The 18,058-nt window shown below is 72.2% G+C and carries 18 protein-coding genes; 4 read left to right on the forward strand and 14 right to left on the reverse strand.

Going from position 1 to position 18,058, the window contains the following annotated elements:
* Nucleotides 1–5: 5 nt before the first annotated feature.
* Nucleotides 6–221, reverse strand: a complete 216-nt coding sequence (locus R2S09_RS04650) for an I78 family peptidase inhibitor (protein ID WP_306190846.1) — start codon at nt 219–221, stop codon at nt 6–8.
* 386 nt (nt 222–607) lie between these two features.
* Entirely contained in the window at nt 608–1,378 is a 771-nt protein-coding gene (locus tag R2S09_RS04655) for a transglycosylase family protein (RefSeq protein ID WP_316739915.1), read from the reverse strand.
* A gap of 542 nt (nt 1,379–1,920) precedes the next feature.
* Here R2S09_RS04655 and R2S09_RS04660 point away from each other — a divergent pair.
* Both R2S09_RS04660 and R2S09_RS04665 read left to right on the forward strand, forming a co-directional pair.
* The gene (locus R2S09_RS04660) at nt 1,921–2,889 is read left to right on the forward strand and encodes a hypothetical protein (RefSeq protein WP_316739917.1); all 969 of its coding nucleotides are present in this window, start codon (nt 1,921–1,923) and stop codon (nt 2,887–2,889) included.
* A 37-nt stretch (nt 2,890–2,926) separates the two neighbouring features.
* Nucleotides 2,927–3,301, forward strand: coding sequence for a hypothetical protein (locus R2S09_RS04665; RefSeq protein ID WP_316739918.1), 375 nt, complete (start codon nt 2,927–2,929; stop codon nt 3,299–3,301).
* A 120-nt stretch (nt 3,302–3,421) separates the two neighbouring features.
* On the opposite strand, the gene der is transcribed toward R2S09_RS04665, so the two are convergent.
* From der to aroH, 5 genes are all read right to left on the reverse strand, one after another.
* On the reverse strand, nt 3,422–4,906 hold the full coding sequence (gene der, locus R2S09_RS04670) for a ribosome biogenesis GTPase Der (protein WP_306190850.1): 1,485 nt from the start codon (nt 4,904–4,906) through the stop codon (nt 3,422–3,424).
* A gap of 74 nt (nt 4,907–4,980) precedes the next feature.
* Nucleotides 4,981–5,664, reverse strand: coding sequence for a lysophospholipid acyltransferase family protein (locus tag R2S09_RS04675; RefSeq protein ID WP_399143917.1), 684 nt, complete (start codon nt 5,662–5,664; stop codon nt 4,981–4,983).
* Entirely contained in the window at nt 5,622–6,317 is a 696-nt protein-coding gene (cmk, locus tag R2S09_RS04680) for a (d)CMP kinase (RefSeq protein ID WP_306190851.1), read from the reverse strand. The genes R2S09_RS04675 and cmk overlap by 43 nt, the downstream gene beginning before the upstream one ends.
* Nucleotides 6,318–6,636: 319 nt before the next feature.
* Complete coding sequence (locus tag R2S09_RS04685; protein WP_316739919.1) at nt 6,637–7,722, reverse strand: prephenate dehydrogenase; 1,086 nt, start codon at nt 7,720–7,722, stop codon at nt 6,637–6,639.
* Complete coding sequence (aroH, locus tag R2S09_RS04690; RefSeq protein WP_316739920.1) at nt 7,719–8,081, reverse strand: chorismate mutase; 363 nt, start codon at nt 8,079–8,081, stop codon at nt 7,719–7,721. The genes R2S09_RS04685 and aroH overlap by 4 nt, the downstream gene beginning before the upstream one ends.
* Before the next feature lie 303 nt (nt 8,082–8,384).
* Between aroH and R2S09_RS04695 the strand changes: the two genes are divergently transcribed.
* Both R2S09_RS04695 and R2S09_RS04700 read left to right on the forward strand, forming a co-directional pair.
* Nucleotides 8,385–8,873, forward strand: a complete 489-nt coding sequence (locus tag R2S09_RS04695) for a Rieske (2Fe-2S) protein (RefSeq protein WP_316739921.1) — start codon at nt 8,385–8,387, stop codon at nt 8,871–8,873.
* 22 nt (nt 8,874–8,895) lie between these two features.
* Nucleotides 8,896–9,621, forward strand: coding sequence for a DNA polymerase beta superfamily protein (locus R2S09_RS04700; protein ID WP_316739922.1), 726 nt, complete (start codon nt 8,896–8,898; stop codon nt 9,619–9,621).
* A 94-nt stretch (nt 9,622–9,715) separates the two neighbouring features.
* Here R2S09_RS04700 and R2S09_RS04705 read toward each other — a convergent pair whose 3' ends face one another.
* The 7 genes from R2S09_RS04705 to R2S09_RS04735 all read right to left on the reverse strand — a co-directional run bounded on the left by R2S09_RS04705 (nt 9,716) and on the right by R2S09_RS04735 (nt 18,027).
* A complete protein-coding gene (locus R2S09_RS04705) occupies nt 9,716–10,780 on the reverse strand; it encodes a pseudouridine synthase (protein WP_306190857.1) in 1,065 nt (354 codons plus the stop codon).
* The gene (gene scpB, locus R2S09_RS04710; protein WP_306190858.1) at nt 10,780–11,481 is read right to left on the reverse strand and encodes an SMC-Scp complex subunit ScpB; all 702 of its coding nucleotides are present in this window, start codon (nt 11,479–11,481) and stop codon (nt 10,780–10,782) included. Before scpB ends, R2S09_RS04705 begins: the two co-directional genes overlap by 1 nt.
* On the reverse strand, nt 11,478–12,503 hold the full coding sequence (locus R2S09_RS04715; protein WP_316739923.1) for a segregation/condensation protein A: 1,026 nt from the start codon (nt 12,501–12,503) through the stop codon (nt 11,478–11,480). The genes scpB and R2S09_RS04715 overlap by 4 nt, the downstream gene beginning before the upstream one ends.
* Nucleotides 12,504–12,521: 18 nt before the next feature.
* Complete coding sequence (locus tag R2S09_RS04720; protein ID WP_316739924.1) at nt 12,522–13,109, reverse strand: hypothetical protein; 588 nt, start codon at nt 13,107–13,109, stop codon at nt 12,522–12,524.
* A complete protein-coding gene (locus tag R2S09_RS04725) occupies nt 13,094–14,230 on the reverse strand; it encodes a ParA family protein (RefSeq protein WP_078917385.1) in 1,137 nt (378 codons plus the stop codon). Before R2S09_RS04725 ends, R2S09_RS04720 begins: the two co-directional genes overlap by 16 nt.
* Before the next feature lie 411 nt (nt 14,231–14,641).
* Nucleotides 14,642–15,766 carry an alanine dehydrogenase gene (ald, locus tag R2S09_RS04730; protein WP_306190861.1) on the reverse strand — a complete coding sequence of 375 codons (1,125 nt, stop codon included), beginning with the start codon at nt 15,764–15,766 and terminating at the stop codon, nt 14,642–14,644.
* A 134-nt stretch (nt 15,767–15,900) separates the two neighbouring features.
* The gene (locus R2S09_RS04735) at nt 15,901–18,027 is read right to left on the reverse strand and encodes a tetratricopeptide repeat protein (RefSeq protein WP_316739925.1); all 2,127 of its coding nucleotides are present in this window, start codon (nt 18,025–18,027) and stop codon (nt 15,901–15,903) included.
* Between the last annotated feature and the right edge of the window lie 31 nt (nt 18,028–18,058).

Below are 18,058 nucleotides of genomic sequence, written 5' to 3' on the forward strand. Positions count from 1 at the left end.
CCGCGTCAGCCCTTCCAGGCGCGGGCCACCCGGCCGTCCGCCACCTCGAAGTTCAGCCGCCCGAACCGGTACTCCATGGTGATGATCGCGCCCGGCGGCAGGGACCTGACCGTCGACCAGCCGCGTTCCCGCGCGAGTTGCTCGGCCCGCCCGGCCTCGAGGCCGACGTATGTCTCCGGATTGTCCTGGGGCTCCGCGGGCGGAGTGGGAATCGGTGCCATACGGCCACGCTAGGCTCCCGGCCCCGGCCGCGGAAGCCCAGGATGGCGGTATCAGCCACCTACGTCACTCCTGTCACATTTCTGTCACAGGATCACGACGGCCGGACGGAGGAACTCCGTCACCCTCAAGGGCGGTTCCGTTCCCCTTCCGCAGACATTCGAACGCAATTTCCGCGGGCCCGGCCGGCGTCCGGAAAACCCCGGCGGAAAGCGCCGCGACATCGACCGCGGGTCCGCTCCCGGCACGCCCCGCGAGGATCCCGGAAGGCCATTCCCACCCCATTGGGAACCGGTGCGCGAGGGCCGCGGAGACACAGGCATTTCACAGCGAACGGCCCCGTCCGGTCGGTCGACCGGACGGGGCCGTCGCCTGGACGGGCCGTGGCTCACAGCACGAGGAGCTGCCCGGGCACGATCAGGTCGGGGTCGTCCCCGACGACGGACGTGTTGAGGGCGTAGAGCCGCTGCCAGGTGGTGCCGTGCCGGGCGGCGATACCGCTCAGGGTGTCGCCCGCGCGGACGGTGTACGTGCCGCGTGAGGCACCACGGTCCGTGTGCTCCGTCGCGCGCTGCGGCGCCGCGTTCCGCGCGTCGTGCTGCGCCGACCGGTGCGCCGCGTCCTGCGCCGATCCGTGTGCCGACCCGTAGGACGAGCTGGACTTGTGGGACTTGTGGGACTCGGGGGTCTTGTAGGTCTTGTGCTCCGTGTGCGCCGACCCGCTCCGGGCCGGTCCCGCGTCCGGCGCGCTGCCGGACGCTCCGGCGCGGGCCGAGCAGACCGGCCACGCGCCCCAGCCCTGGGCCTGCTGGACCCGGGTGGCCACGGTGATCTGCTGGGCCCGTGAGGCCTGGTCGGCGGTGGGCGCGTAGGCCGTGCCGCCGTAGGCGCGCCAGGTGCCGGCGGCGAACTGGAGCCCGCCGTAGTAGCCGTTGCCGGTGTTGATGTGCCAGTTGCCGCCGCTCTCGCACTGAGCGATGCGGTCCCACACCCCGCCGTCCGCCGCCCGGGCCTCGCCGCTCGCGGCCAGCAGACCGAGAGGGGCGAGCAGGGCCGCCCCGGCGAGGGCCGCCGTCGTCCGGGCCCTACGGGCGCCGTCGCGCTTGGTGTCGGCGGGTGAGACGTGGGAAGCGGCGTAGGTATCGGCACATTCGGACATGGACATCCCTCTCGACGGACCCGGGGTCCCCCAGGGCGGGGCGCGCCTCGCACGCATGGACGCGGTCGGCGCGCTCGCCCCGTCCGCCGGTCGGGGTCGTACTGGGTGCTGCTGGGATGGTGCGGTCGGCGGACGTGCCCGGGTGGTGCTCTGTGCACACGGCCGAGGAATGTAGGGAGCATGAGCAGCGCGGATCAACCAATTGCCTGTTCTGGCAGGCCAGTTGCCGGTTACCGCAGGTATCGACTTTTTTCGGCCACCCACTTCATTCGCTGATTTCCGGATTTGTCGGCCACCGGCACGGTGGACCTGTGACTCACTTCACCCCGTCAACCCCCCTTGACTTTTGGTGAGTTGACAGGGAGTGCCGGATTCCGCACCGGTCGTGACCCTGTGCGCAGGATGGTTCGATTCCGTTCTCCGGAGGGCGTGACTCCCGCCACAGATCGTCCGTTGTCTTCTTCATGAGCCGGGGGCCCTCCCGGTTCCCGGGCCGGGAGCCACCCGGTCCCGTCACGTACCGCATCCCCAGGGAGCCACCCGTGCCGCGCATGCTCGACGTCAGCGACGCCGTACGCGCCGAGATCGGCGACGAAGAAGCCGACCGGCTGCTCGCCGGAGAAAACGCCCCGGGCAGTTACGACTGCACGTCCTGCCGCACCCCCGGCGACTGCGAACAGGAGCGGACCAGCACCGTCCTGTTCGTCGGGGACGAGACCGCCGTCCTCGCCTTCGCCCACGCCACCTGCCTGCCCTCGCAGGTCGTCCAGGTCACCGAGGAACAGCTGCGGGGCGCGGTCCGCTCCATCAACGCCGGCACGAGCGCCGTCGGCGGAGTGCCCGCGCAGGGCGCACCGCAGCAGGGCGAACCCCAGCAGGCGGGGATCCAGCAGAACGGGATCCTGGAGCCCGGGATCCAGGAGCCCGGGTTCCAGGAGCCCGGGTTCCAGGAGCCCGGGTTCCAGGAGTCAGGGTTCCAGGAGCCGGGGTTCCAGGAGTCGGGATTCCGGCAGGGCGAGCCCCAGAAGGTGGTGCCCGAGCAGGCGGTGCTCGGCGTGACCAGCGGACTCGTCCTGATCGCCGGGGAGTTGCACCCCGCCCTGGTCGTCGAGCCGACCGCGCCCATCGTGCGCCCGGGGACGTCCGGCCCCGGCGACGACTTCCTGACGCTGCTCGCCGAACAGGGCTACCGGCCCGTGGCCGACCTCGACTCCGTCCCGCAGGTGCTGCACGGCTGGTCGGTGCTGCTGGCCATGGGCCAGCTGCACGCCGTCCTCCAGCCGGGCGGTGGCGCCGGCCGGCCGACGGCCTGGTGGCAGGCGCACCAGCCGCTCCAGGTCAGCGACGGCTGGCGGGCCGCCGCCAACAAGCACCAGCAGGTGCTCCTGTTCGCGGCGCCGGTCGGTTCCATCGGACGCCAGCCGCGGGAGGACCTGCTGCGCGACGCCCTGGACAAGGCCGCGGCCGCGGGCCGGCTGGTGGCGGCCACGCTGCCGCTGGCCGGGACCTGAGGCGCATCCCTTCCGGTCCGGGGTCGTTTGCACATACGTGCACGCATATGACGTTCCCCGCCGCCAGTCCTACTCGACGACCCGGTCCGTGCGGCCGGTCCAGGACCCCCATGGCGGCCCATCGGCCACGCCGATCTACGACGCGCTCTACGCCGAGTACGTCAAGTCCTACCGAGCGCTGCCGGGTGACCGCAGCGGCGAGGAGGATCTGGGCTTCGTCGCGTTCGGGAACCTCCCGCACAGTACGGGCTCCCAGGCGTACATCGCCTACAGCGCCGGGGCCTACAGCACCCGGCACGGCACCGGCCAGCAGCAGGCGCAGTGGCAGCGCGTGGGCACGATCGGGCGGCAGGAGAACGGGACGCACCACGTCCCGGCGGCGCTGCCGCCCGCCCCGCGCCGCGGCCTGTGAGACCCGGCAGGCCCCACGAACCGGAAAGGGCGGCCCCCCTGACAGGGCCGCCCTTTCCGCCGTCTCCGCTGCTGCCGGGTCCCCCGGACCGACCGCTGCTTCTACTTCTTCTGACTTCTCCTACTTCTTCTTCGAGCCGCGCTTCTCGCGCACCCGCACCGAGATATGGATCGGCGTGCCCTCGAAGCCGAACTCCTCGCGCAGCCGGCGCTCGATGAACCGCCGGTAGCCCGCCTCGATGAACCCGGACGCGAACAGGACGAACCGCGGCGGCTTGGTGCCGGCCTGGGTGCCGAAGAGGATGCGCGGCTGCTTGCCGCCCCGGATCGGGTGCGGATGGGCGGCGACCAGCTCGCCCAGGAAGGCGTTGAGGCGGCCGGTCGGCACCCGGGTCTCCCAGCCGGCCAGGGCGGTCTCGATGGCCGGGACCAGCTTCTCCATGTGCCGTCCGGTGCGCGCCGAGACGTTCACGCGCGGGGCCCAGGCGATCTGCGCGAGATCGGTCTCGATCTCCCGCTCCAGGTAGAAACGGCGCTCCTCGTCGAGCGTGTCCCACTTGTTGTAGGCGACGACGAGCGCACGGCCCGCCTCGACGGCCATGGTGATGATCCGCTGGTCCTGCACCGAGACGGACTCGGAGGCGTCGATCAGCACGACGGCGACCTCGGCCTTCTCCACGGCGGCGGCGGTGCGCAGCGAGGCGTAGTAGTCGGCGCCCTGCTGGAGGTGGACACGCTTGCGGATGCCGGCGGTGTCGACGAACTTCCAGGTCACACCGCCCAGTTCGATCAGCTCGTCGACCGGGTCGCGGGTGGTGCCGGCCAGCTCGTTGACGACGACGCGCTCCTCGCCGGCCACCTTGTTCAGCAGCGAGGACTTGCCGACGTTGGGGCGGCCGATGAGGGCCACCCGGCGCGGGCCGCCGACGCCGGTCCCGCCGAACGTCTCCCGCGGCGCCTCGGGCAGCACCTCCAGGACGCGGTCCAGCATGTCGCCGGTGCCGCGGCCGTGCAGCGCCGAGACCGGGTGCGGCTCGCCGAGGCCGAGCGACCACAGGTACGCGGCGTCGGCCTCGCCGCTCGGGCCGTCCACCTTGTTGGCGCACAGCACCACCGGCTTGCCGGCCTTGCGCAGCAGCCGTACGACGGCCTCGTCGGTGTCGGTGGCGCCGACCTTGGCGTCGACGACGAAGACGACCGCGTCGGCGGCCTCGATGGCGTACTCCGCCTGGGCGGCCACGGAGGCGTCGATGCCGAGGACGTCCTGCTCCCAGCCACCGGTGTCGACGACCTTGAAGCGGCGGCCCGCCCACTCGGCCTCGTAGGTGACCCGGTCGCGGGTGACGCCCGGCTTGTCCTCGACGACCGCCTCACGGCGGCCGATGATGCGGTTCACCAGGGTCGACTTGCCGACATTGGGGCGGCCGACGACGGCGAGGACGGGCAGCGGGCCGTGCCCGGCCGCCTCGATGGCGCCCTCGACGTCCTCGACGTCGAAGCCCTCTTCCGCGGCGAGCTCCATGAACTCCGCGTACTCGGCGTCGCCGAGCGCCCCGTGGTCGTACTCGTGCTCGGCCGAGCCCTCGGGCTGGATGTCGTCGTTCATGAAGTCCGTACCTCGTCGTTCGTGGTGATCGGTGGAGCGCCACGGTCCGTGGTGATCCACTACTCGAGTGTCGCTCAGCGCCCGGTCAGGCGCCTGGCGTTTTCCAGGTGGGCGGTGAGCTGCTTCTGGATGCGCTCGGTGGCCTCGTCCAACGCCCGGCGCGTACGCCGTCCGCTCCCGTCGCCGGCGTCGAAAGGGTCGCCGAAGACGACGTCGATGCGGGAGCGCAGCGGGGGCAGCCCCTGTATCAACCGTCCGCGCCGCTCGGAACTTCCCAGCACGGCCACAGGGACGACCGGCGACCCGCTGCGGACCGCGAAGTAGGCGAGCCCGGCGCGCAGGGAGGCGAAGTCGCCCTCGCCTCGGGTGCCCTCGGGGAAGATGCCGAGGACACCGCCCGCGTCCAGGACGCCGATGGCGCGGGTGATCGCCGTGCGGTCGGTGGTGTGCCGGTCCACCTCGAGCTGGCCGATCCCGGTCAGGAACGAGCCGAGCGGGCCGACGAACGCCTCCTTCTTGATCAGGAAGTGCGTCGGCCGGGGCGCCACGCCCATGACCATCGGGCCGTCGATGTTGTGGGAGTGGTTCACGGCGAGGATCGCCGGGCCGGTCGCCGGCACCCTCCAGGCGCCGAGCACGCGCGGCCGCCACAGCCCATGCATCAGGCCGACGCCGATGCGCCGCCCGACCTCGGCGCCCCGCTCGGACGGAAGGCTCACCTCGCGGCCCGCTTCTCCTCGACGAGGGTGACGACGCACTCGATGACCTGGGGCAGCGTCAGGTCGGTGGTGTCCACCTCGACCGCGTCGCCGGCCTTGGCCAGCGGGGATGTCTTGCGGCTGGAGTCGGCCGTGTCCCGCTTGATCAGGGCCTCGCGGGTGGTGTGCAGGTCGGCGCCCTTGAGCTCGCCGCTGCGGCGGGCGGCGCGGGCCTCCGGGGAGGCCGTGAGGAAGATCTTCAGGTCGGCGTCCGGCAGCACGGTGGTGCCGATGTCGCGGCCTTCGACGACGATCCCCGTCTCGGCCGAGGCGGCCAGGGAGCGCTGCAGCTCGGTGATCCGGGCCCGCACCTCCGGCACCGCGCTGACCGCGCTGACCTTGGAGGTGACCTCCTGGGTACGGATCGGGCCGGCCACGTCCACACCGTCGACGGTGATCGTCGGGTGGGCCGGGTCGGTGCCGGAGACGATCTCGGCCTTGCCGGCCACGGCGGCGACGGCGGTGGGGTCGTCGATGTCGATCCCGTTGGTCACCATCCACCAGGTGATCGCCCGGTACTGGGCGCCGGTGTCCAGGTAGCTCAGGCCGAGCTGCGCGGCGACGGCCTTCGACGTGCTCGACTTGCCCGTGCCGGAGGGGCCGTCGATGGCGACAATCACGGGCTGGGCGGTCCGGGCGGCGCCGTTTTCCACAGCGGGGCACCTTCCTGGGTGAAGAGTGGTGTGCGGGTATACGGGACGCCGAATCCTCGCAGCGCCCCGCACAAGGTTACTGGCTTCCCGAAGCCCTCCATACGGGTGAGGCCCCGGCCCCGACAAGACGCTCGGGCACCCGCCCCCGCGCGACGAGCGAAAGCCGTCCCCGGTGCGCCGGGTGAGGGCCCGCCCCCGGCACCCGACCCCGGCAAGACGGACAGGCCCCGGCCCCGGCGCCCGGCCGCGGGCATCCGGCCCCGTCGCCCGATCCCGGCGACGGCCGGGCTCGCGTGTCGAACGCGCGACGGGGCGGCTGCTACTGGCGGATGGCCCAGCCCCGCTCGCGCAGGGCGGCTGTGAGGACCGGGGCCGCCTTCGGCTCGACCATCAGCTGGACCAGACCCGCCTGCTGGCCGGTCGCGTGCTCGATGCGGACGTCCTCGATGTTGACACCGGCCATCCCCGCGTCCGCGAAGATCCGGGCCAGCTGGCCGGGCTGGTCGTCGATGAGGACGGCGACGACCTCGTACGTCCGCGGCGCGGACCCGTGCTTGCCGGGAACCCGGACCTGGCCGGCGTTGCCCCGCCGCAGCACGTCCTCGATGCCCACGCTGCCCTCGCGGCGCTTGGACTCGTCGGAGGACTGCAGCGCGCGCAGGGCGCGCACCGCCTCGTCCAGATCGGCGGCGACGTCGGAGAGGAGGTCGGCGACCGGCCCCGGGTTGGCGGACAGGATGTCGATCCACATGCGTGGGTCGGACGCGGCGATCCGGGTCACGTCCCGGATGCCCTGCCCGCACAGCCGTACGGCCGCCTCCTCGGCGTGCTCCAGGCGCGCGGCGACCATGCTGGAGACCAGGTGAGGCATGTGGGAGACCAGGGCCACGGCACGGTCGTGGGCGTCGGCGTCCATGACGACCGGGACCGCACGGCAGTGCGAGACCAGCTCCAGGGCGAGGTTGAGCACTTCGGTGTCGGTGTCCCGGGTGGGGGTGAGCACCCAGGGGCGGCCCTCGAAGAGGTCGCCGGTCGCGGCCAGCGGTCCGGACTTCTCCCGGCCCGACATGGGGTGGGTGCCGATGTAGCGGTTCAGGTCCAGGCCGAGCGACTCCAGCTCACGGCGCGGGCCGCCCTTGACGCTGGCCACGTCCACATAGCCGCGGGCCGCATCCCGGCGCATGGCGTCGGCGAGCACCCCGGCCACGTGCGCCGGCGGGGCGGCCACGATGGCGAGGTCGACGGGCCCGTCCGGGGCCTCGTCCGTGCCCGCGCCCAGTGCCGCGGCCGTGCGGGCCTGCTGCGGGTCGTGGTCGGCCAGGTACACGGTCACGCCGCGCTGGGCCAGGGCCAGGGCGGCGGAGGTGCCGATGAGCCCGGTTCCGATGACAAGTGCGGTCCTCATTGGGCGATGTCCTTGCGCAGGGCGGCCGCCGCGCCGAGGTAGACATGGGCGATCTCGGCGCGCGGCTTGTCGGACTCGATGTGCGCGAGGACGCGGACGACGCGGGGCATCGCGCCCTCGATGTCCAGTTCCTGCGCGCAGATCAGCGGTACGTCGACGATGCCGAGCCTGCGGGCGGCGGCCGCCGGGAAGTCACTGTGCAGGTCGGGCGTGGCGGTGAACCAGATGCTGATCAGATCGTCGGTGGTCAGGCCGTTCCGCTCCAGGACGGCGGTGAGCAGGGCCTCGACCTGCTCGCTCATGTGGCCGGCCTCGTCCCGTTCCAGCTGGACGGCCCCCCGGACCGCTCGTACCGCCACGGCGCTGCTCCTCGCTGACGTGCTGATCTGTGTCGCTGTTGACGTGTGTGTCGCTTCTCGGGCGTCCAGCCTAGTCAGAGCGCGTGCGAGGGGCGTGCGACCGCTCGCTCACTGAGACGGGCAGGCGAAGGACAGGGGAATCAGCGATGACGAGTGCGCGCCGAAAACACCATTTGCGCCACTCACTCCCGATTTGCTTCGTCTTGACGCTCTTCGATGCGAAGATGCTCTTGCTTGCTCCGCCCCGGAGCTCTCCCCCTTCCCTTCCCCTTCCCCTTCCTCGGCGACCCCCGGAGTGATCCCATGACCCACGGCTCGACGCGGCGCACGGTTCTCGCCACGGGTGCGGCGGCACTCGCGGCGACGGGGTGCGGCACCACGGGCAGCGGAACCGAGAACTCCACGGACACGTCCCCGGCGGCCGAGACCACTCCCCCCGCCCAGGCCGAGGCGTCCCCTTCCTCCCGCTCCGAGGCCGACGCCTCCCTCAGCGCCTCCGAAGTGGCGCAGGACCTGTCGAGGACCAGTGACATCCCGGAGGGCGGCGGCAAGGTCTTCGCGGAGCAGAAGGTGGTGGTCACACAGCCGGTGAAGGGCCAGTTCAAGGCCTTCTCGGCGGTCTGCACCCACCAGGGCTGCACGGTCGCCAAGGTCGCGGAGGGCACCATCGACTGCCCCTGCCACGGCAGCCGATTCCGCATCACCGACGGCTCGGTGGCCGGCGGCCCGGCGACCCGGCCGCTGGCCGCCCGGAAGATCGAGGTGCAGGGAAATTCGATCCGTCTGACGTGAGGTTCCGCGTACGCTCCCGGGCATGCAGCCCGAGGACCCCGGCCACCGCCTGGTACGCGATCACACGATCTTCGCCTGTGTCATGGGCTCGCGGGCCTTCGGGCTGGCGACGGATTGCAGCGACACGGACCGCCGGGGCGTCTTCGTCGCCCCCACCGGGCTCTTCTGGCGGTTCGACAAGCCGCCGACGCATGTGGACGGACCCCTTCCCGAGCAGTTCAGCTGGGAGCTGGAACGCTTCTGCGAACTGGCGCTGCGCGGGAACCCGAACATCCTGGAGTGCCTGCACTCCCCGCTCGTGGAGCACACCGACGACACCGGCCGCGAACTCCTCGCCCTGCGCCAGGCGTTCCTCTCCCGCCGGGTCCACGCCACCTTCACCGGCTACGCCCTCGGCCAGCGCCGCAAGCTCGACGCCGACCTGCGCACCCACGGCGCCCCGCGCTGGAAGCACGCCATGCACCTGCTCCGCCTCCTGACGAGCGCCCGCGACCTGCTGCGCACCGGCGAACTGACCCTCGACGTCGGCGACCAGCGGGAACCCCTGCTGGCGGTGAAGCGCGGCGAGGTCTCCTGGTCCGAGGTGGACTCCTGGATCGCCCGCCTGGCCACCGAGACCGAACAGGCCGGCCACGGCACCCCCCTCCCCGAGGAACCGGACCACCGGCGCGTCGAGGACTTCCTCATCCGTGTCCGCCGCGCCTCGGCCCTCCCGAGGACGCCGGTGAGCACCGCCCGCAACGTGTAGGGCGGCGGCTCGGTCAGCCGTCCCGGAGGGCCCCGAGCGCGGCGCCCGTCAGGCAGGCGATCGAGTCGCAGTCGCCTCAGGCGCAGGCGGCCTCCTAGAGGTCGACCTCCTTCATCAGCATGCCGACCTCGGTGTTGGACAGGCGGCGGAGCCAGCCGGACTTCTGGTCGCCGAGGGTGATGGGGCCGAAGGCGGTGCGGACCAGCTTGTCGACCGGGAAGCCGGCCTCCGCGAGCATGCGGCGGACGATGTGCTTGCGGCCCTCGTGGAGGGTGACCTCGACCAGGTAGTTCTTGCCGGTCTGCTCGACGACCCGGAAGTGGTCCGCGCGGGCGTAGCCGTCCTCCAGCTGGATGCCGTCCTTCAGGCGCTTGCCCAGGTCGCGCGGGATCGGGCCGACGATGGCGGCGAGGTAGGTCTTCTTCACGCCGTACCTGGGGTGGGTCAGACGGTGCGCCAGCTCGCCGTGGTTGGTGAGCAGGATGACGCCCTCGGTCTCGGTGTCGAGCCGGCCGACGTGGAAGAGCCGCGTCTCGCGGTTGGTGACGTAGTCGCCGAGGCACTGCCGGCCCTCCGGGTCCTCCATCGTGGAGACGACGCCGGCGGGCTTGTTCAGCGAGAAGAACTGGTACGACTGCGTGGCGACCGTCAGGCCGTCGACCTTGACCTCGTCCTTCTCCGGGTCGACGCGACGGCCCTGCTCCAGGACGATCTCGCCGTTGACCTCGACCCGCGCCTGCTCGATCAGCTCCTCGCAGGCCCGCCGCGAGCCGTAGCCGGCGCGCGCGAGGACCTTCTGCAGCCGCTCGCCCTCCTGCTCGGCGCCCGGGAAGGTCTTGGGCAGCTTGATGTCCTTCTTGCCGGCGTACCGCTCGCGGTTGCGCTCCTCGGCGCGCGCCTCGTACTCGCGGGAGCGCGCGGGAGCCGTACGGCCGCCTCGGGGCTGGGCCTGCTTGGGCCCGCCCTTGGCGCCGCCGCGGGCCGTGCCGCCGCGCCCCGACTTCGGGCCGTCCTTGGTGGCGCCGGGGCCGACGTCGTAGCGGCGCTCCTCGGGGCGGGGCTTGCGGGGGCGGCCCTGCCCCTGCTTCTGGTCCCTGTCGTTGCCGGCACCGCGGTAGTTACCGCGCCCGCCGCTCTTGCCGCTGCCGCTGCTTCGCATCAAAGTTCCGTCGTCGTCGTGTCAGTCGTCGTGTAGGTCGTCGTCGTGTCGGTCGTACGCGTCCCGGGACCGTCGTCCGGGTCCGGGGCGTCCGGGTCGAACGACGGCACGCCTTCCTGGGTCTCGGCCTCGATCGCGTCCGCCTCCGGGAGGAAGGGCGCGAGCTCCGGGAGCTCGTCCAGACCGCGCAGGCCCATCCGCTCCAGGAAGTAGTTCGTCGTCCTGTACAGGATCGCACCTGTTTCGGGTTCCGTGCCCGCCTCCTCGACCAGCCCGCGCTGCAGCAGGGTGCGCATCACGCCGTCGCAGTTCACTCCGCGCACGGCAGAGACCCGGCTGCGGCTCACCGGCTGGCGGTAGGCGACGACCGCCAGGGTCTCCAGCGCGGCCTGGGTGAGGCGGGCGGTCTGGCCGTCCAGGACCAGCCGCTCGACGGCGGGCGCGTACGCGGCTCGGGTGTAGAAGCGCCAGCCGCCCGCGACGAACCGCAGTTCGAAGCCGCGTCCCTGCACGGTGTACTCGTCGGCCAGCTCGCGCAGCGCGTCCGCGATCTGCCGCTTCGGCCGTTCGAGGATCTTGGCCAGATGGTCCTCGGTGGCGGGTTCGTCCACGACCATGAGGACGGCCTCCAGGGCGGGCTTGAGGTCCAGGCCGGCGACGGTGCCCAGCCCGGCCGGAACCTCGGTGGTGTCCTCGCTCACGGCTTCCTCTCCTCCTCGGTCTCCTCGGGCGGCCGGTCGAACTCGTCGGTGACCATCGGTGCCGCGTCCTCGCTCCCGCCGGTCCAGCGCACCATCAGCTCGCCGAGCGCGGCCTCCTGCTCCAGGGCGACGGCCTTCTCCCGGTACAGCTCCAGCAGCGCGAGGAAGCGGGCCACGACCGTGAGGGTGTCGTCGGTGTCCTCCACCAGCACCCGGAAGCTGGCCTCGCCCAGCTCCTTCAGCCGCGCGATCACGATCCCGGCCTGCTCCCGCACGCTGACCAGCGGGGCGTGGATGTGGTCGACGTACACCTGCGGCTTGGGCTTGGGCTGCATCGCCTTGACCGCGAGCCTGGCGAAGCCCTCGGGTCCGATGCTGATGACCACCTCGGGCAGCAGCTCGGCGTGCTCGGGCTCCAGCCCGACGGTACGGGGGTATCGCCGGGCCTCCTCGTCGATGCGCTCGTTGAAGATCTCCGCGATCTGTTTGTACGCGCGGTACTGCAGCAGCCGCGCGAACAGCAGGTCCCGGGCCTCCAGCAGCGCCAGGTCGGCCTCGTCCTCCACCTCGGCGGCGGGCAGCAGCCGGGCCGCCTTCAGGTCCAGCAGCGTCGCCGCCACCACCAGGAACTCGGTGGTCTGGTCCAGATCCCAGTCCGGCCCCATGGCCCGGATGTGCGCCATGAACTCGTCGGTGACCTTGGAAAGCGCCACCTCGGTGACGTCCAGCTTGTGCTTGGAGATCAACTGGAGGAGCAGATCGAAGGGACCCTCGAAGTTGGTGAGCCGCACCTTGAAGACGCCGTCGGAGGAACCGTTCTCCTCCGGGACCTCCGGTGGTGTCTTCTCCAGAACCTCCGGTGCGGCGGGAATCTCGGCCAGGGGCTCGGGTTCCAGGATCTCCGCGGGAGGCGAGACGACCGGCTCGGCCGGCGGAGCCGGTCGCGGCGCCCCCGGCCCCTGCCCCAACGCACGCCGACGGCCGGCGTTTGCGCCGGGAGCGGGTACGTCGTTGGAGGTCATGGCCCCCGCAGGCTACCGCTACCGCCCGCGCAGCCGGCGCACGAGGATGCTGGCGTCCCCGCGGGTCTCCAGGTCGGCGAGGACGACCGCCACCGCCTCCCGGACGATCCGGCCGCGGTCGACGGCGAGGCCGTGCTCGCCCCGGAGCACCAGGCGGGCGTGCTCCAGGTCCATCAGTTCCTCGGCGGACACGTACACCGTGATCTTCTCGTCGTGCCGTTCCCGGCCGCTGGGCCGGCGTGACGCGGCCCGGCCGCGCTTGCGCGGCTGCGCGGCACCGTTCGCGGCGGAGGCGTCCTGCGCGGCCTGGCGCCGCGTGGAGCGCTCCGCAGCCGGGCCCGCCGCGCCCCGGCTGCGGGACTCTCCGGCCTCGGCCGGCTCGGCGTCGGCCGCCACGTGCTCCGCGCCCGCGCCGTCACCGCCCTGTGCGGGCACCGACTGCGGTGCGTCCTCGGCCGCCGCTGCCGCCGGGTCGCTCTCCCCCGAGGGGGCGGGCACCCTGGCCTCGCCGCCCGGCTGGCGCCGGGGAGTGGACGCCTGGAGCGCCGTCCCCCCTGTCGTACGGAAAAGTTCGTCGGCCCCCGGCAGACTCACTCGGCGTGACACCGGGCGAGCACCTCCCTGGCGAGCTGGCGGTAGGCGGCGGCCCCGACGGAGTTGGAGGCGTACGTGGTGATGGGCTCACCGGCGACCGTGGTCTCCGGGAAGCGGACCGTGCGCCCGATGACCGTGTGGTACACGTGGTCGTCGAACGCCTCGACGACCCGCGCCAGCACCTCGCGGCTGTGCACGGTGCGCGAGTCGTACATCGTGGCGAGGATGCCGTCGAGCTCCAGGTCCGGGTTGAGGCGCTCCTGGACCTTCTCGATGGTCTCGGTCAGCAGCGCGACACCGCGCAGGGCGAAGAACTCGCACTCCAGCGGCACGATCACCTTGTGCGCGGCCGTGAGGGCGTTGACGGTGAGCAGGCCGAGCGAGGGCTGGCAGTCGATGACGATGTAGTCGTAGTCGTCCATCAGCGGCTTGAGCGCGCGCTGCAGCGTCGACTCGCGCGCGACCTCGCTCACCAGCTGGACCTCGGCGGCCGACAGGTCGATGTTGCTGGGCAGCAGGTCCATGTTGGGGACCGCCGTCTTCAGCAGGACCTCGTCCGCCGACATGCCCCGCTCCATGAGCAGGTTGTAGACGGTGAGGTCGAGCTCCATGGGGTTGACGCCGAGACCCACCGACAGCGCGCCCTGCGGGTCGAAGTCCACGAGCAGCACGCGCCGGCCGTACTCCGCGAGCGCGGCACCCAGGTTGATGGTCGACGTCGTCTTGCCGACGCCGCCCTTCTGGTTGCACATCGCGATGATCTTCGCGGGGCCGTGGTCGGTCAGCGGGCCCGGGATGGGGAAGTACGGCAGCGGGCGTCCGGTCGGGCCGATGCGCTCGCGGCGCTGGCGGGCCGCGTCGGGCGCGAGCGTGGCCGCGTACTCGGGGTCGGGCTCGTACTCGGCGTCGGGGTCGTAGAAGTGCCCCTCGGGCAGTTCGTCGTAGTCGGCGAAGTGGTTGTGGGGCGCGCCACTTCCGTCGCCGGCCATGGCGTTCACGTGATGGCCATCCATGCTCTGGTGTGCTGGCTGGGTCACCCCTTGCATCCGGTGACCCTGGTGGGCTGCGAAGGTGCGCACAGCAACGGAGCCGACAGCCTCGAGCCCCGCGGGGCCCTGGCCCCGTGCAGGCATTCCTGGTTGACCACCCCCGGGAGAAAATGTCGACTCATTCACAAGTCGTCTTACCTCCTTGGTGACCAGGAAACTTCTAGACAGGTCAGCGTGGCACCATGCCGACGGTTGGCGACTCTATGGCGTGTCGGCGGTCCGCAGCAACACAATCAGCCGGACCCGGCCTGATGTGTCGGCAATGAAACATCCCTCTGTCAAGGGCGTACGACCGTCGCACGGCAGGTTTCACCGGTGCGTGAATCGGTCGAACGGTTGCTTTCGAGGCGAGTTGACCGAGTGCGGCGAAGTGACCATACACACATCCGGCCGGACCTTGTGGGGCAAGGTCCGGCCGGTTGCGTGGCGTTGACGACACGTGTTGACGTATCGCCTTTTACTCCAAAGTGACTTGACGACCGCTCGGCCGCGGGCTCAGCCGAGCAGGGTCTCCAGCTCGACGTGCTCCAGGCCGTGCGCCTCGGCGACCTCCCTGTAAACCACCTTGCCGTCATGGGTGTTGAGGCCCTTGGCCAGCGCGGCGTCGCGGCGCAGCGCCTCCACCCAGCCGTTGTTGGCCAGCGAGACGATGTACGGCAGCGTGGCGTTGGTCAGCGCGTAGGTGGAGGTGTTGGGCACCGCGCCGGGCATGTTCGCCACGCAGTAGAAGACCGAGTTGTGGATCCGGAAGGTCGGCTCGGCGTGCGTGGTCGGGTGGGAGTCCTCGAAGCAGCCGCCCTGGTCGATCGCGATGTCGACAAGGACACTTCCCGCCTTCATCCGGGACACCAGCTCGTTGGTGACCAGCTTGGGGGCCTTGGCGCCCGGGATGAGGACCGCACCGATGACGAGGTCGGCGTCCAGGCAGGCCTTCTCCAGCTCGAAGGCGTTGGAGACGACGGTCTGGATCTTCGTACCGAAGATCTTGTCGGCCTCCTTGAGTTTGTTGATGTCCTTGTCGAGCAGGGTCACGTGGAAGCCCAGGCCGATGGCGATCTGCGCGGCGTTCCAGCCGGAGACGCCGCCGCCGATGATGACGGCCTTGCCGGCCGGCACGCCCGGGACACCGCCGGGCAGCACACCGCGGCCGCCGTTCTTGGCCATCAGGTGGTAGGCGCCGACCTGCGGGGCCAGCCGGCCCGCGACCTCGGACATCGGGGCGAGCAGCGGCAGCGCGCGGCCCGGGAGCTCGACGGTCTCGTAGGCGATCGCCGTGGTGCCGGACTCCAGGAGGGCGTCCGTGCACTCCTTGGAAGCGGCCAGATGCAGATAGGTGAAGAGGATCTGGTCCTTGCGGAGGCGGTGGTACTCCTCGGCGATGGGCTCCTTGACCTTCAGCAGCAGGTCGGCGGTGGCCCAGACCTCGTCGGCCGTGTCCAGGATCTGGGCGCCGGCCGCCACGTACTCCTCGTTCGGGATCGAGGAGCCGACGCCGGCGTTCCGCTCGACGACGACCTGGTGGCCGTTGCGCACCAGCTCGTGCACGCCGGCGGGGGTGATGGCCACCCGGAACTCGTTGTTCTTGACCTCGCGGGGGATGCCGACCTTCACGTCGATCACGGTCCTTGGCTCAGGGAATGTGGGGCAATAGTGACGTACCCCGGCATGCGGGGGCATACCAGGAGACACCGCAGGAGAACGAGCGGCAGAGCCAGTTTAATGAAGGCGTTCGCGCTGTCTAGCCTTTCATTGCATCAATCTTCAGCGGATGTGCTGCGGATTTCGCAGGCATCAGCAGCGTGTTCCCGTGGTGTGTCGTCCGTGTCGTCCGTGTCGTCCGTGTCGTCCGGCTCGTCGCCCGCCGGGGGCCCGCCGTCCGGCCGGATCTCGCCGGCGAGCATGCGCTCGGCCGCGCCGCGATGCAGTGCCGCGGCGGCCGGGTCGCCGAGCCGCTCCAGTGTGTCGGCGAGCCGCAGTTGGAGCGCGGCCTGGAGTCGCACGTCCCCGGCGCGGCGGGCCCACTCGACGGCCTCGTGGCAGGTGCGCAGGCACTCCTCGGGCCGGCCCGCGTACTCCTGAACGCGGGCCAGCTCGCTCAAGGCCCGGGCGTGGGCCGCGACATCGCCGGTCCTGCGGTGCGCGGCGACGGCGGCCCGCCAGTTGCGCAGCGCCTCGCCGTAGCGGCCCGCGTAGGTGTGCGCGGTGGCGATCCGGCCGTACAGCCGGGCGGCGTCCGCGTGTTCGCCGCGCGCCAGCCGCTGGGCGAGGGCCCGGCCGTACCAGTCGGCCGCCCGGTCGTGGTCGCCGAGCTCCTGGTGGGCGCTGCCTACGGATTCCATCGCGCGGCCGGTCGCGTACGGGTCGTCCGCCGCGCGTCCGGCGTCCAGCGCGGCCCGGTAGCGGGCCAGCGCCTGGGCCGTACGGCCGGTGCGGGCGTCCAGGTCGGCGAGGTTCAGCAGGGCGGCGGCCTGCTCCCGGGGCAGGTTCTGCCGCTCGGCCACGTCCAGGACCAGGCGGTGGATGCCGTACAGGTCACCGGCGGCCGCCTGGGTGCCCAGGTGGGCGACCATGGCCCGCACCAGCTGCGACATCAGGCGGCGGGCCAGGGTGTCGAGCTCACCGTCGGCGACCGCGAGGCGGGCGGCGGCGAGCAGCGCGGGCCGGCGGGCGAGCAGCCAGTCCTCGGCGGCCCTCGGGGTGGCGAAGCGCAGCGCGGGCGGCAGGCTCTTGAGCCGCTCGCGGGTCTCGGGGCTGTCGGTCTCGGTGATCGCGCGGCAGGACTGCAGCAGCCGCACGGTCCGCTCCAGCATCCGGGCCCGGGCCAGCTGCAGCTCGGCGGGCCGGTCGTGACGGTCGGAGAGGGACTTCAGCAGCGGATGCAGACAGCCGGGCACCTCGTAGCGCGGCAGCGGTGCGGGGGCGGTCCGCACCAGGCCGAGGGCGGCGAAGTCGTCGAGCAGCTCACGGGCCCCGTCGAGCGAGCAGCCGGCGAGCGCGGAGGCGGTGTGCGGGTCGATGTCCCCGGCCGGGGCGAGGGCGAGCAGGCGCAGCATCCGGGCGGCGGAGCCGGGCAGAGCGGCGTGCACGAGCCGCAGGACGCGGCCGAGCGGGTCGCCCTCCTCCGGGTCGGCGTGCAACTGCTTGGCGAGGTCGGAGACGGCCGCCTTGGGGCGCGCGGCGAGCCAGCCGCCGGCCAGGGCGAGCGCGGCCGGATGGCCCTGGCACACCTCGACCAGATGCTCGGCGGCGCGCGGGTCGACGGTGATGCGCACCGGGTCGACGGTGTGGCCCAGCAGCTCCACCCCGGACTTGGTGTCCAGTCCGCCCAGGGTGCAGGGGCGGACGTCGGCGATGCCGGTGAGCGGACCCCGGGCGACCGCGACGAGCAGGCAGTCGGCGTTGTCGGGCAGCAGCGCGTCGACCTGGTCGGCGCCGGCCGCGTCGTCGAGCAGGAGCAGGACGCGGCGCTCGGCGAGGGCGTCCCGCAGGGACTTCGCCAGGTCGTCCTCGGCGGCACCGGGCGGGGTGGGCAGGCCGAGCGCGGTGAGCAGGTCGCGGGCGGCGCGCTCGACCGGCACCGGCGTGCCGCCGGGCTCGGTGAGCCGGGCGCGCAGCAGACCGTCGGGGTAACGGTGGGCGACCTGCCGGACCAGCTTCTCGGCGAGCGCCGTACGGCCGGAGCCGGGCCGGCCGGCGATGAGGAGCACGCGCGCGCGGGGGGCCTTCCGGCCGGAGATGGTGTCGAGGCCGGCCCGCTCGATGTCGGCGCGCAGCTCCTTCAACTCCCGTGTGCGGCCCAGGAAGAGGCGTGTCATGGTCGCCGACGCCCGGTCGTCTCCCGACAGGTTCATGCCGCCTGCGTCCACCGCCTCGTCCGTCACGGGCCACACTCCGTCCCACCGCAACGCGCAA

It is taken from the genome of Streptomyces sp. MK7 (assembly GCF_032658145.1).
Classification (GTDB): Bacteria; Actinomycetota; Actinomycetes; order Streptomycetales; family Streptomycetaceae; genus Streptomyces; species Streptomyces spiralis.